Consider the following 13291-nt stretch of genomic DNA (forward strand, 5'->3'; position numbering starts at 1 on the left):
AAGGGGAAGTTGAAGATGAGTCAAATGCCGGGGGTCTTGAAGTTTGTTTTAGCAAAGGAAAAACGATATGTATATTTGGTTGTAGCAGAAAAGAAAAACAAACGAGTGAAAACACATGTTGTATATGGATTCGGTCCACTAGAGAAAGCATTAGAAACTATGTATGGAATGCGTGATAATTTTGAGAATCGCTTTCCACCAGATTTAAAAGATAAGGGATATGACTGGGAAGATTTAAATGATTGGATACTATCCATAGAAACAGGCTATTCCAAATACGGAAATAAGTTAGTGACATTCTAAATAGAAAAGTGAGGTAGTATCACATGCTTGATACGAAATCTTTAGAACCGTATTTTTGTTTTTCTAATTCACCAGGTATTCAGTATATCGGAACGTATTGTCCAGATTATTCTAAAGATGAAAATAAACATGTAAAAGATTTTTTGCGAAAACTCATAGATTGCCTTTCGCATGTTGAACCGGCATACAGCCATGAAATTATATTAAGATTTTTACAGGATGAAACATATCAACAAGAGATACTATCACATGCGAATTTTCAGTCCGCATTCGATGAACAAGCAAAAGATTCTATTATTCATATGCTAGTAAATGAGTCTGAAATAATAGAAACAGTAAGTACTAGAATGAAGCAGTTAATAAACGGAGTAAGAAAGCCGATGGATCCTGATAAGTATGTTTTACTAGATTTTATTCAAAAGGCAAATACATATTTTGTACCGATAGACGATGGACGTAAGGAGTATACAAAATGGAACTGATCCGTAAGTATCATATTTTCTGCGCTTGGACAATCGCTATAAGTGCAATGTTGATTAGTTTGTTTTTTAGTGAATGGATGAAGTTACCTCCATGTGATTTGTGCTGGTATCAAAGGATGGCCATGTATCCATTAGTATTAATATTGGGGATAGGAATGTACAGAAAAGATCCGAACGTCAGCACGTATGCATTCCCATTTGCGTGTATCGGCTTAATGTTATCTGTATATCAAATTACAATTCAAACGTTTCCAGCTAGTGAGATGAAGATATGTTCAGTAGGAGTTTCTTGTACAGAAGATTATCTGAATTTATTTGGTTTCATCTCGATACCTATGCTATCATTTGTTGGAATTTTAGCCATCATAGTACTTTTATATATTAAACCTGATAAAGAGACAAAAGAACAAATAACACAGCGATTATAATCGATATACTCATATAAACACAAAATACTTATAACTTAAAAATAAAAAAGGAAACTAAAAAGGAGAAATTAAAATGACAACTATTCAAGCAAGTAATGAAATGCACAAAATCCCAGAGGCGGATGTAGAATTATTAAAGATTATGGCCCATCCAGTTAGATTACAAATCGTGAAGGAGCTAGAACACCGCAAGATTTGTAATGTAACACAATTAACGGAGCTATTAAATATTCCTCAATCTACGGTATCTCAGCATTTATCTAAAATGCGTGGGAAGATTCTTCGTTCGGAAAGAAGGGGATTAGAGATGTATTATCATATTGTAAATTCAAAGGCATGTCAGATTGTTAGTGTACTAGGTTTATAGAATAGTCTTGAACGGTAAAACAAGAACCTCATTTCATTTTTGGGTTCTTGTTTTACTATAGTTTTAGAATAATAGTTTTAATATTTTGAATTTTATTGATATATATTCAAAAATACACCTATTAAATTACAAATTCTGTTATTATATTATTAAAAGAAAATATGATAATTGGTATTGAGGGGGTAGATTATGAATATAGCAATCAAAGGAAACGAACAGATTCTGGGCTTATTAAATGATTGGTATGTGGAAATTCGTGCACGGCGCATAAGCAATGCGCATCGTTTAAAAGAAGAAATTGATGGTAAAATTCAAAATATAAAAGATCAGAACTTATTATTATACTATTCATTATTAGATTTTCGTCATCAATATGTAATTGATAACTTAGGTGTTTCTACAAGTAGTTTTGATAAAGTAGAATCTTTTGAGATTCCTTCTAACAACACTTTAACTTATTATTATCATTTCTTTAAAGCTATCCATGCTAGTGGAACTGGTAGTTATAAGGTTGCAAAAGAACACTTTGATCAAGCCGAAAAATTATTAGAGCTTATCAATGATGACGTTGAGAAAGCTGAATTTTATTATAAGTTAGGTGCATTCCATTTTGATATTTGTGATTCACTGGTCTCTTTTCAGTACACAACAAAGGCAAAAGAAATGTTTTTAGCCCATGCTGATTATGAACGTAATGTCGGCTTTTGTGAGAACTTGTTGGGGTTAGCTTGTATAAACTTAAAAGAATGGTCATTAGCAGAGGAACATTTTGCGGCCGCAATGGACAAGTTCCAAAAAGTCGGAGAAGATAAGTTTATTATTATGGTGCGCCATAACTTGGGTTGGATGTATTCTAAACAAAATCTATCATCTTTAGCGATTCGTTATTTATCTGAAGTCGTTGAAAATTCTCCAAACCATTACAAAGCCATGTATGCAAAGGCATTGGAACATTACAAACTGGACGAGCGAGATGTCGCAGCAGAACTCATTGAAAATGGATTAAATATTAGTAAGAAACTTAATCAAGAAGAGTTCATACATCGATATCTCATTTTACAAGAGCTAAACAATGCTTCACCTACTCAAAAGCTCGAAACCGTAGTGCTAGCAGGAATTGATTACTTCGAAAGAGAAGGATTGTATGAAGATGTTCAAGAGTCTTATGAGACGCTGGGAACAAAATTTTATGACGAAAAGAATCATCATGAGGCGAGTAAGTATTTCCATTTAGGGTTGAAAGCGAAACGAAAATTTTTTGAGGAAGGAGCTTTAAAATGAAAAAAATAGTATTCAGTTTAATGGGAATTGTCACGGCTATAACCTTGACTATAGGTGTGACGAATACAGCGAAAACTCCACAATCTTACGAAGTAATTCAAAGTCTTTCAGTTGGAGATCACGGTGGTTGATACACTAATTTAATGTATAATAAAAAGGGCTAGGATTTATCATCTAGTCCTTTTTTTATTGATTGGATGTTTTCATAAGGTTCAATTCGTAAAATTGTTAAAGCGTATGCCGTGATTCGAGGCCTACTACGTCTTTGGTTCAAATAAGAAAAAATACGATTGGGGAGTGAAGAGCAATAAAGAATCATATCAGGAGCCCTCAGGGACAACTATTGCAAATCAATAAGAAATGGTCTCACCTAAAGCAAAAACAGCGTGAAACCATATCAACTTGGCTGAGAGAGGCTTATATAGAGAAGATTAAAGTTCATAACCGTAGATTGAAAGCGAGAGAACATGAGGATGTTTTAGAAAGGGTAATGAGTAAAATCTATGATCGTAAAATTTGGATTCCTGATTATGAAGTCGAAAAGTATTACAAGGGAAAAATAAATAGATGGTATAACAAACACATTTCATTGGATGAAAAAAATGATAAGGAGGAGAATATATGAAACATAGTATCGGAAATGTGAGTACTTCATATATAATCCGTCTAATTTTAAATGATTTAGACGGATTTATTACAGCAGGAAAAAGGGAATTTAATTTTTGCTCAGAATCCGGAGTATCCTCTGTGGAGGAGCTAATTTCTGATTGGTTGGAGTGGTTTAATGATTACCCGCAAGGTATATCGCCAGATGAATTAAAAGAAATTGAAAGGGAGATAGGTGAATTGATGGGGAGTATGTTTATATGGTCTCATAATATTGAAGAAAGAGAAGGGTTTATAAAGCAATTTAGCGATTATTTCGGAGAATATATAGGTTTTTGTAAATTAGTTAGGGATGTATATCTTGAAGAGTTGAAAGATGAGTTGTCATATTAACATCATAAATTCCTAATATTATTATAAAAAGAAATTAAAACTAATGTTCTTTAAATAATGAAAAAGTTAAAGGAGAAAAGAAAGTGAAATTAGAGATTGAAAAGTTTATTAGTGAAATAGAATTTCCGGAAGCTGCTATGGGTCTTATTGAAGAGGGAATATTATGTTATAAAGCAGGAGCTTATAGGTCAGCGTATATCATGTCATATTTATTTTTCTTAAGTGTAGTGAAGCACAGAGCATTAGAAAGTTCATATGCTCCCATTGGGTATGGTAGGGAACGAAAGAAGAAAACAGACGAAATTCCAAACGATGAATTCTGGGAAAGAAAAGTATTCGACTTAATTACTACAGGAAAATCACATAGTTGTTATTTTGAAGTTAGCGAATTGATAATTACACAAATGGAATATTGGAGGACTTTGAGACACGAGTGTGTACTTTCTAAAGGTAATCAGTTTGTAGCAGCGCATGTTGAATCATTTTGGTTATTTTTACAAACAACTCTCCCTGAGTTATTAATTAACTGTAGGAAGAATGTCTTATCTAGAGAGGCTGAGGAGATTTTAGAAAATTTGTTTGAATGGGATAAAAAGTGAAGAGGTTTTATCGGATACTTTAATGAAGAGGAGGAAGCTATGACAATGTAGCTTCCCCTAAATAATTGCACAAAATGTTGATTTTGTGCAATTATTAGTATTTTTTATTCAAATTGTCTTCTTTCCAAGCGATCAACAGCCTCACGTTTCTTCTCATTATTAATATTTGTATAGATACTAGTAACTTCTACAGAAGTGTGGCCAAGTTGATCTCGGAGTAATACTAGGTCTTTGTTTTCCTTATAATGATTTGTAGCATATGTGTGCCGTAGTTTATGAGGGCTACGCTTCTCATCAAATGCACTTGAATATTTATCACATAACTTCTGTATAGCTCTAACAGTTAACTGTGTATATTTCCCCTTATAATTTGTTACAAAAAGTAAGTCTTCATCTTGAGGGCAGTTATATTTACTAGGACGAACCTTAATGTACTCCTGAATATCATCTAAGCAAGAGCGAGTAGCTAATACGGAAGATCTCTTATTACCTTTACGCGTTACTTTTACTTTCCCCTGGCGGAAGTTTATGCTAGATATAGTAAGACTAGCTACCTCAGAAACTCGAAGCCCAGTGCCTAAAATGAGGCTTATAATGGCTATGTCTCTTTCTTTATCACGCTGAAAAAAATTATATTTTTTTGGTGATATATCTTTCAATATTTCACCATAATCATTTGCTAGAAATTGAAGAAAAGCAACATCATCTTTTTCATTAAATATCATGTTTGCAACGTCATCTGCTCTTGCTGCTGCATCTACTTTCTCCTTATGCAGTTCAATTTTCTCCATTACATTACGAGAGATGTAATTTTCCCCTTGTTCATTCTCTGTATTTAGAGCTAAGTACTTGAATAGGGATTTTAAAGCGGAGAAAGTTCTGTTAATAGCTCTTGTCTCAATACCTTCTCCCTGTAGATATCTTTGAAAAGTTCTAGCTTCATTTAATGGTAGATTTTCTAGTGTTGAAATTGGTACATCACATATATTAGTGACCACCTTACCGTTTTCGACGGCTAATCGATTACTTATAAGCCATTTTAGAAACTTTTCAAATTCAGTAATGTAAGCATACAATGTAGCGGGGGAGAGGGCTGTTTTCATTTCTGCATACTCTATGATATACTAGGGCATTTTACTTTTATGCTTATCTATTAGTATTTTAAACTTTTCTTTTTCTTGGTTACTCATGTTGTACACATCAAATCAAATAATGTAAATTATTTTTTAAACTAATACTTAAACCGATATTTAAACTAACTATTCGGATTTTTGAGCTAGAATGCTATTTTAATAAATAACTTGATTACATATATGGATACCATAATAGTTTTTGAAAAAGAAGAGAGGTATCAATATATAATTGATACCTCTACTATACTCAATTCTATGAAATCCATCAAACTGTTCGTTAAATACACTTTTAACGGATACATTATATGAGATAATTATTGTAAATTGAAGAATTATTATTACATTCTGTATGCTATTGAATAGAGAACTGGTGTATGGTTAAATTCACTTTACTGTTAATTCTCCAAATTGGTCATATAGTAATTTTAAACGAATAGAATGATTTTCTTTTAAAAGCTCATAGGCTTCACGAAGTAATTTATGTCTTTTGTTATAGAGTGTAGAACATGTAAATGTGTTTGAATTACAACAAGGACAGACAATACCCATAATGGCCGTATTAAAAGCAATAAGAGTATTTTGATCTGGATCAATCTTACAAAATAAACGAACAGAGTTACCTGTGTCTGGCTTTACAATGATTGTGACCATGTTATCTTCTTTACGAATATTCCCATTAGAATCCATCTCTAAAGTGGCATGTGTTAGTTTCAATTACTTTCACTCCTTAATTTTTATGTATTAGTAGAATTTTTGGAGTATCTAAATAAACAAAGTTTATATTTAGATAAGTGCGATTTCTTAAGTTCATACAATTAGTATTATAACATCTATATCCCATCTGCTAGTGTACAAGGACATGAATCTCTAAACTATTTTGACAAAAAAATATAAACTTAATATAAAAAAATCAATTATCTATAGTAATCTAATCTTAATTAAGTAAAATCTTTAATTCATACAAAAATAATGCTCAGAGTCATTTAAGAACTTTGAGCTTTAAGGAGCTGACTGTGGTGAAAAAATAATATAAGAGTTAATAAAAAAGAGTGCAAAACATGTCTGCATTCTTTTTTATTGCGCCCTAGCTACAATAGGTAAAGTATTTGTAATAAAGATAGGTGTATACATCTATAACTTAGATTTGGGCTAATTTCTCCATTTTTCAAGCAAAGGAAATATAGAGTTTATTTATGTGTATAGTGAGAATTAAGGTTTAGAATATTCTGTGTCAACATTATCAATTTACTATAGTTTACAATTATGTAAAAATAGAGATGATTATAATTTTTCGAAATAGTATATTAAAAGCTATCTTAAGGGTAATGTGAGCATTTATAGCCTACTTATAAAGTGGGATCAAGTTCTTGTAGAATTCACTAAACAAAATGAGGTGACTGTAAATTGAGAGAAATTGCGAAAAAAGTACAAATGATACGTTTACAGGAGGAGCATTTCGGAAGTCATGCAGACGCAGAACAGTATTGTGCCAAGCGGTGTAAAATAGAACGAGAGAGAATTAAATTAGAAAAAAATATAGTTAAAAAACGAACTCAAAAATTTCAAACGACAGAAGAAAAATGGGACTCAAAATGTAAAAAAGCAGTACAATTATTTAATCAAGGAGAGGAATATCCAACTATTGCAAAAAAACTGAGGTGCAATGTGAGTAATTTGTATAGAGAGCTCAAGAAACGGGGCGTATTACAAATGCCAAAGCAAGTAGCATCATCTAAATCATTAAAGTCATCCATAATACCACCACAAACAAAAAAATCGAAGTTCGAACGATATAAAGAGTATTATATGTATAAATAGAAGAATTAAAGGCTACTCGAAAGTTGCAAATATTTACATAATTTACCTGTAACTAATGGACTTTAAATAAAAAATTTAATTAAAAATACAAATTAATAATAATTACATCTAAAAAATTTTATTCTTAGATGTATCACGAAATACACTTTTTGAAATCACATTTAGCTCTCTTCTGAATTAAACTTATTCTCCTTTTGGCAGAATAAATAAAAATACCCAAATAACAAAAATGTGGATTAAAAAAAATAAGAGATTTTTTAGTGTTTGCTTCTAAATGTCCGCTAATGTTTAATGTTACACGGTTCTCTGAAATTTGTTATTCACTCTGTATATTTTATAACCGTTATTCTTAATATAATATTAAATGAATTTTTTATAAATGGAAGGGGATATATAATGTTAACTGAATTACAACAAAAGTTTTTCTTAAAGTTAAAAATTCCACCAAAAGAAAATGTGAATTTTGAAGATTTGCATACAATTCTTTTACAGATGGGGCACTTATTACCGTATGAAAACATAGACATCATGGAAGGAAATATACAAGAATTTTCTAGAGAAACTATTGAAGAAAAACTACTTTTAAAGAATCGTGGAGGATTATGCTATGAGATTAATTCTTTATTATATTATTTTTTGTGTGATTGTGGATTTAATGTGTATCGAATAGCTGGAACCCTTTATGATTCGAAAATAGGAAAGTGGAACCCGGATGATGGACACGCACTTATCGTTTTACAGCACAAAAATGAAAACTATATAATAGATGCTGGTTTTGCATCCTATCTTCCTTTACATCCTGTTCCTTTTCATGGTGACAGTGTGACTTCTGTAACGGGAGAATATCGTGTTCGTAGGCAAAATACAGAGAAAGGGACCTATGTATTTGAAATGAAAAAAGGGAAAAATGGGGAAACTTCTCATTTTCTTGATTCGGATCTTACTGATACCTGGTCTATCGGCTACGCTTTTTATTTAAATGCAATTGATGAAAAGAAAATAAATGCTATACAAAATATGGTTATAGAGCATCTAGAATCGCCAGTAAATAAGGGGAGTATTATTTGCAAATTAATTGGAAACGGTCATATTGCACTTACTGAGAAAAGTTTTACCGAAACTCGGCACGGAAAGAAGTCTAAAAAAGAAATAACAGTGAAACAATATTATCAAATACTTAGAGATAAATTCAATATATTTTTAGACATATAGCCTGAAGTTAATTGTAAAGGTTCACCATATTATTTCGCGAAAATTGTATGTTTCTGCACACGTTAATACTGAACAAAAAATTATAGGATTTCGCTTTTTTCGTGTTCAAAGCTCTTTTAAACTTACCTATATTCAGATAATTAAATGGAATTAAGTTACTAAGAAAAAGGGAATTTTACTATATTTTTAAAGAGTGAGGTTCCTATACTTGGGCAGATTATTGCAACGGATAAATTTGCCATTCTTATGATGGTTCATGGCAAGCAACAACTAGTCTACAAAAAAGCAATTTCCACAATCATTAAGTAATTCTTTTTCCTTTTTTTAAAGGAGGGAAAAACAACAAAAAAAAGAAGGTTGAAATCAACCTTCTTTAAAATAAAGGAACAGATGACAGATTACTACTCCAACTCTTAATCAATTATAATAAAGTTAGTGCGAATATTCAATTCGTTATAAAATTTCTTAATATTTATGGCTTATTTTCAAATTATAATATGAGTAATTCTTTTTATTAATATATGTTCGATCTTTCCTGTTGCAGAATGAACAGCTCCCTGTCAAGTAGACAGTGGAAATAATAAAAAACACTTTAAGCGGCTTGAACCCTGTATTCTAATGGGCTTAAGCCGTTTAATTTTTCTTGGTAACGTTCATTATTGTAAAACTGGATATAATTATCTATCGCTTGTTGTAACGCTTCAAATGTCTCATACTTATGTAGGTAATACTTTTCACACTTCAACGTCCCCCAAAACGATTCCATTGGTCCATTATCTATACATTTTCCTACACGTGACATGCTATGAATCATTTTTGCCTTTTCTATCTTTCTCTTAAACCCATGTGACGTATATTGATACCCTCGATCACTATGAATCAATGGATGTTCATTCTCTTTTAATATAGTGATAGCTTGATCCAATGTTTGAAATACCAATTTATTATTGTTTGAATGTTCCAATACATAACTAATAATAGACCCATCATAAAGATCTAAAATGGCGCTTAAATACGTTTTCCTTCCGTTTCCTAATTTGAACTCCGTGACATCTGTTACCCATTTTTCATTGGGTTTGCTTGCAGTAAATTCACGATTTAGTCGGTTTTCAGCGACATATTGCGCAGTTGAGGGAACATAGCGCTTTCTTTTCCGACGAATCACGGACTGTAATCCAGCAATGTGCATTAAGCGATAAATGCGTTTGTGATTAAACTTTTTATGATACATTCTATTAATATTTAATTTCATTCTTCGGTACCCATAAATGCCTTCTACTCGTGCATAAATAGCTTGAATATCCAGAAGAATTGCTTCATTCTCTAATTCTCTAGCTGTTGGCGTACGCTGTAGCCATTTATAATAAGCAGCACGAGATACACCGGCAATTTCACATAAAAGGATTACTGCCAAATTTTCATGCGCATGTAAATCTTGAATCGCTCTATATTTATTTTGTAGACGAACGCTTGTTAACGACGCCTCCTTTCGAGTTCTTCTAACTTTTTTAAAAAAGCATTTTCTGCACGTAATCGTTCATTTTCTCGTTCTAAACGTTTCATTTCCAGTTTAAACTTTTCTTCAGCTGTTAATTCATATTCTTCTTTCTTTCGACCGCGTTTATCTTGTAGTGCTTCTTCACCATTTGCTTCAAACTTCTTGACCCATTGATATACTTGTTGATAAGAAACTTCATAACTTTCGGCAGTGAGCTGATAGTTTTTCTGATGTTGTATACAGTAATTCACAATTTGAATTCGTTCTTCTAACGTTGTTTTTCTTCTACTTGTCATAGAGTTTGTCATTCCTTTACCGGTATCATTTAGTTCTCTATGACTATTATACTTTTTAATCCATTTTCTCAAAACCGCAGTACTGGATATATTGTATTTTTGGATAATCTTGTTTAACGAATCGTGTCCTGATAGATAATCATTGACGGCTGCTAACTTTAGCTCTTTTGAGTAACGCTTCCAAGAAAGTGCTTCTTCTAGGCCGTCTTCACCATTCACTTCATACCTTCTTTTCCAATCTCTAATCGTCCCAGGATCAACAGAAAACTTTGCCGTAATGTCAGCTATTGAATGATGACCATCTTTATAAAGAGCTAAAATCGCCAATTTTTCAGCTTTAGAATATTTCATTCTAGCCATAAAAAATACTCCCCTTAGATAACAGATTTTTATTTTTTATCTGTCTACCTAATAGGGAGCATATCAGAATCCTTATTATAAGGATTCTTTTTTTGTCTTACAAATTCACAAATAGAAAAGATAAAATTGGAGAGCATGACCTTATCTTTTTCATAAGGAGAAAAAAGAAAAAATTGTTTGTAGAGAATAAAATAGAGATTATACAAGGATTTAAATCTAATGACAAAGAGTTTTCTACTTATCTAGAAATTTTAACGTATTTCCCGAAAGAAGTCTCCTTCCTCAAGCGTGTGAAGGGCGTAGCCCGACGATAGGTGGGAGATAAATTTCGGTTTGGCGGAGCCAAAAGGCTTTGCTTTTTATTTTCCCTCTGATAGAATCAGTCTTATAAAGAATGAAGATTGGTATATCAATGAAATTAGATAATAATAATAATAATCATTCGGTGTTCTTGCTATATTATCACCTTGTATTGGTTGTGAAATATAGAAGAAATGTGTTCAATGATGATATATCAGACTATGCAAAAGATATGTTTGTCAGGTTATCAGAGAATTATAACATAACATTGGTAGAGTGGAATCATGATGTAGACCATGTTCATATTTTGTTCAAGGCTCATCCGAATACAGAAATGACAAAATTTATTAATGCTTATAAAAGTGCAAGTTCTCGACTCATCAAGAGAGACTTTCCACGAGTGAAAACAAAACTTTGGAAAGAGATGTTTTGGTCAAGAAGTTTTTGCTTATTAACTACTAGCGGTTCTCCAATAAACGTAGTAAAGAAATATATTGAAAATCAAGGTGAAAAGTGAGGTGAAATGATATGACAAAGCACAATAAGGCATATAAATTCCGTTTGTATCCAACAGAAGAACAAGCATATCTTATGCGTAAAACCTTCGGTTTTGTACGTTTTGTGTATAATAGAATGTTAGCTGAACGAAAAGAAGCGTACGAAAAATACAAAGATGATAAGGAACAACTAAAGAAACAAAAGCCTCCAACTCCCGCGAAATATAAAGCAGAATTTGAGTGGTTAAAAGAAGTGGATTCATTAGCTTTGGCAAATGCTCAAATAAACTTGCAAACTGCCTATAAGAATTTCTTTAGTGGTCAAAATGACTTCCCAACATTCAAAAGTAAAAAAGACAGAAAGTCTTATACAACGAATGTAGTAAACGGAAATATTATGTTGCTAAATCGTCATATCAAATTGCCAAAATTGAAAATGGTACGTATCAAACAACATAGAGAGATACCACAAAATTATAGAATCAAGTCATGTACGATTTCTATGACTCCTACGGGTAAATACTATGTGTCCATCTTGACTGAATATGAAAAAGAAATTGTACAAAAAGAAGTAGAAACAGTTGTGGGGTTAGACTTTGCGATGGATGGATTATACGTTAGTTCTGAGGATGAGAAAGCCAATTATCCTAATTTCTATCGTAACATGTTAGACCGATTAGCAAAGGCACAACGAGTATTATCAAGGCGCAATAAAGGTTCTGAGCGTTGGCAGAAACAACGTATTCGTGTAGCTAAATTACATGAGAAAGTAGCTAACTAACGTAAGAATTTCCTTCATCATGAGTCTAAAAAGTTAGCTATTCATTTTGATGTCGTAGCTATTGAAGATCTAAACATGAAAGGAATGTCGCAAGCACTTCATTTTGGAAAAAGTGTCGCTGATAATGGGTGGGGTATGTTCACTTCTTTCTTAGCTTATAAACTAAACGAACAAGGAAAACAACTTTTGAAAATAGACAAATGGTTTCCTTCCACCAAAACATGTAGCAATTGTGGGAATATGAAAAATATGACTTTGTCTGAACGAATCTATTCTTGTATATGCGGTGTAAATCTCGATAGAGATTATAACGCAGCTATCAATATCAAAAATGAAGCAATACGACTATTAGCGTTAGGATAAATAGCAATAAAATAACCTTTGGAACAAGGGAGTTAGCTCGGCTGTCTAAGGACAAATTCGTTAGCTATTAAAAGTAATGATTAACCGAGAAGCCCCCACTTCAAACAGTCCGTTAGGACGTTAAGTGGCGGGTAGTTCACAAGAATTAGATCAAAAGTCATTTTCTCATAATAGAGTACATAACGGATGGGCATTACTTTTTGATACTTTGTATGAGCATTGGACGATGTGGAAAGGGCCTTTTTTTGATGGCGCTCATAGGGAGAAGTATGTAGAATTTTTAAGTGTATTAGATAAAATAACTGATAACTTGGGCACAGCTGCTGATGCATATGATTATAAAACATTTTATATGAGGAAATTAAGATGTGAGATGATCCAATTACTATTACATTTCAGCCGAAAATTAATAATAGTATAGTTCCCAGCATAGATGATCTAATCAAGGGAATTGATGAAACAATATTATTATGGAATGAATTGAAAAATATGGTTAATGAACGTTATGAGCATGAACGATCCAAACGTTCCAGTTTATAAAAGAAGAAAGTTTTTATGAATTGCTTTTTTTATG

15 protein-coding genes and 3 pseudogenes are annotated in these 13291 nt (G+C 32.1%); 15 read left to right on the forward strand and 3 right to left on the reverse strand.

From position 1 onward, the window contains the following. Window positions 1-15: 15 nt before the first annotated feature. The 9 genes from ACXKY9_RS29420 (at window position 16) to ACXKY9_RS29460 (ending at window position 4459) form a co-directional block, all read left to right on the forward strand. Window positions 16-303 carry a hypothetical protein gene (locus ACXKY9_RS29420; RefSeq protein WP_000081052.1) on the forward strand — a complete coding sequence of 96 codons (288 nt, stop codon included), beginning with the start codon at window positions 16-18 and terminating at the stop codon, window positions 301-303. A gap of 23 nt (window positions 304-326) precedes the next feature. Further along, on the forward strand, window positions 327-785 hold the full coding sequence (locus tag ACXKY9_RS29425; protein WP_000887510.1) for a hypothetical protein: 459 nt from the start codon (window positions 327-329) through the stop codon (window positions 783-785). Then, on the forward strand, window positions 776-1213 hold the full coding sequence (locus ACXKY9_RS29430) for a disulfide oxidoreductase (RefSeq protein ID WP_000420420.1): 438 nt from the start codon (window positions 776-778) through the stop codon (window positions 1211-1213). Before ACXKY9_RS29425 ends, ACXKY9_RS29430 begins: the two co-directional genes overlap by 10 nt. A gap of 73 nt (window positions 1214-1286) precedes the next feature. Continuing rightward, window positions 1287-1580 (forward strand): ArsR/SmtB family transcription factor, encoded by a 294-nt coding sequence (locus tag ACXKY9_RS29435; RefSeq protein WP_000207869.1) that lies wholly within the window; start codon window positions 1287-1289, stop codon window positions 1578-1580. A gap of 189 nt (window positions 1581-1769) precedes the next feature. Beyond that, window positions 1770-2861, forward strand: coding sequence for a Rap family tetratricopeptide repeat protein (locus ACXKY9_RS29440; protein ID WP_001017354.1), 1092 nt, complete (start codon window positions 1770-1772; stop codon window positions 2859-2861). Continuing rightward, entirely contained in the window at window positions 2858-2992 is a 135-nt protein-coding gene (locus ACXKY9_RS29445) for a hypothetical protein (RefSeq protein WP_000724740.1), read from the forward strand. Before ACXKY9_RS29440 ends, ACXKY9_RS29445 begins: the two co-directional genes overlap by 4 nt. 176 nt (window positions 2993-3168) lie before the next feature. Further along, entirely contained in the window at window positions 3169-3486 is a 318-nt protein-coding gene (locus ACXKY9_RS29450) for a hypothetical protein (RefSeq protein WP_024927926.1), read from the forward strand. Further along, entirely contained in the window at window positions 3483-3860 is a 378-nt protein-coding gene (locus ACXKY9_RS29455) for a hypothetical protein (RefSeq protein WP_000682816.1), read from the forward strand. The genes ACXKY9_RS29450 and ACXKY9_RS29455 overlap by 4 nt, the downstream gene beginning before the upstream one ends. An 83-nt stretch (window positions 3861-3943) precedes the next feature. Further along, complete coding sequence (locus ACXKY9_RS29460; RefSeq protein ID WP_000763085.1) at window positions 3944-4459, forward strand: hypothetical protein; 516 nt, start codon at window positions 3944-3946, stop codon at window positions 4457-4459. A gap of 104 nt (window positions 4460-4563) precedes the next feature. Here ACXKY9_RS29460 and xerS read toward each other — a convergent pair. Together xerS and ACXKY9_RS29470 are read right to left on the reverse strand one after the other, a co-directional pair. After that, window positions 4564-5649, reverse strand: a pseudogene (xerS, locus tag ACXKY9_RS29465) (tyrosine recombinase XerS). Window positions 5650-5976: 327 nt separating this feature from the next. Next, on the reverse strand, window positions 5977-6306 hold the full coding sequence (locus ACXKY9_RS29470; RefSeq protein WP_000778656.1) for a hypothetical protein: 330 nt from the start codon (window positions 6304-6306) through the stop codon (window positions 5977-5979). Window positions 6307-6996: 690 nt separating this feature from the next. On the opposite strand from ACXKY9_RS29470, the gene ACXKY9_RS29475 reads away from it, so the two are divergent. The 3 genes and pseudogenes from ACXKY9_RS29475 to ACXKY9_RS29485 all read left to right on the forward strand — a co-directional run. Continuing rightward, complete coding sequence (locus ACXKY9_RS29475) at window positions 6997-7410, forward strand: hypothetical protein (RefSeq protein ID WP_001206763.1); 414 nt, start codon at window positions 6997-6999, stop codon at window positions 7408-7410. Window positions 7411-7806: 396 nt separating this feature from the next. After that, window positions 7807-8622, forward strand: a complete 816-nt coding sequence (locus ACXKY9_RS29480; RefSeq protein ID WP_000954720.1) for an arylamine N-acetyltransferase family protein — start codon at window positions 7807-7809, stop codon at window positions 8620-8622. Window positions 8623-8784: 162 nt separating this feature from the next. Then, window positions 8785-8931 (forward strand): annotated as a pseudogene (locus tag ACXKY9_RS29485) (RNA chaperone Hfq); the annotation flags it as partial. A 283-nt stretch (window positions 8932-9214) separates the two neighbouring features. On the opposite strand, the gene ACXKY9_RS29490 reads toward ACXKY9_RS29485, so the two are convergent. Further along, a protein-coding gene (locus tag ACXKY9_RS29490; RefSeq protein WP_087942375.1) for an IS3 family transposase occupies window positions 9215-10776 on the reverse strand; the annotation gives its coding sequence in 2 pieces (ribosomal slippage) (window positions 9215-10143 and window positions 10143-10776; 1563 coding nt in all). A 412-nt stretch (window positions 10777-11188) separates the two neighbouring features. On the opposite strand from ACXKY9_RS29490, the gene tnpA reads away from it, so the two are divergent. The 3 genes and pseudogenes from tnpA (at window position 11189) to ACXKY9_RS29505 (ending at window position 13138) form a co-directional block, all read left to right on the forward strand. Continuing rightward, complete coding sequence (gene tnpA / locus ACXKY9_RS29495) at window positions 11189-11593, forward strand: IS200/IS605 family transposase (protein WP_000762722.1); 405 nt, start codon at window positions 11189-11191, stop codon at window positions 11591-11593. A gap of 11 nt (window positions 11594-11604) precedes the next feature. After that, window positions 11605-12717 (forward strand): annotated as a pseudogene (locus ACXKY9_RS29500) (RNA-guided endonuclease TnpB family protein). 124 nt (window positions 12718-12841) lie between these two features. Beyond that, complete coding sequence (locus ACXKY9_RS29505; protein WP_000929144.1) at window positions 12842-13138, forward strand: hypothetical protein; 297 nt, start codon at window positions 12842-12844, stop codon at window positions 13136-13138. Window positions 13139-13291: the final 153 nt, after the last annotated feature.

The sequence above is a fragment of the Bacillus sp. 2175 genome (assembly GCF_057812155.1).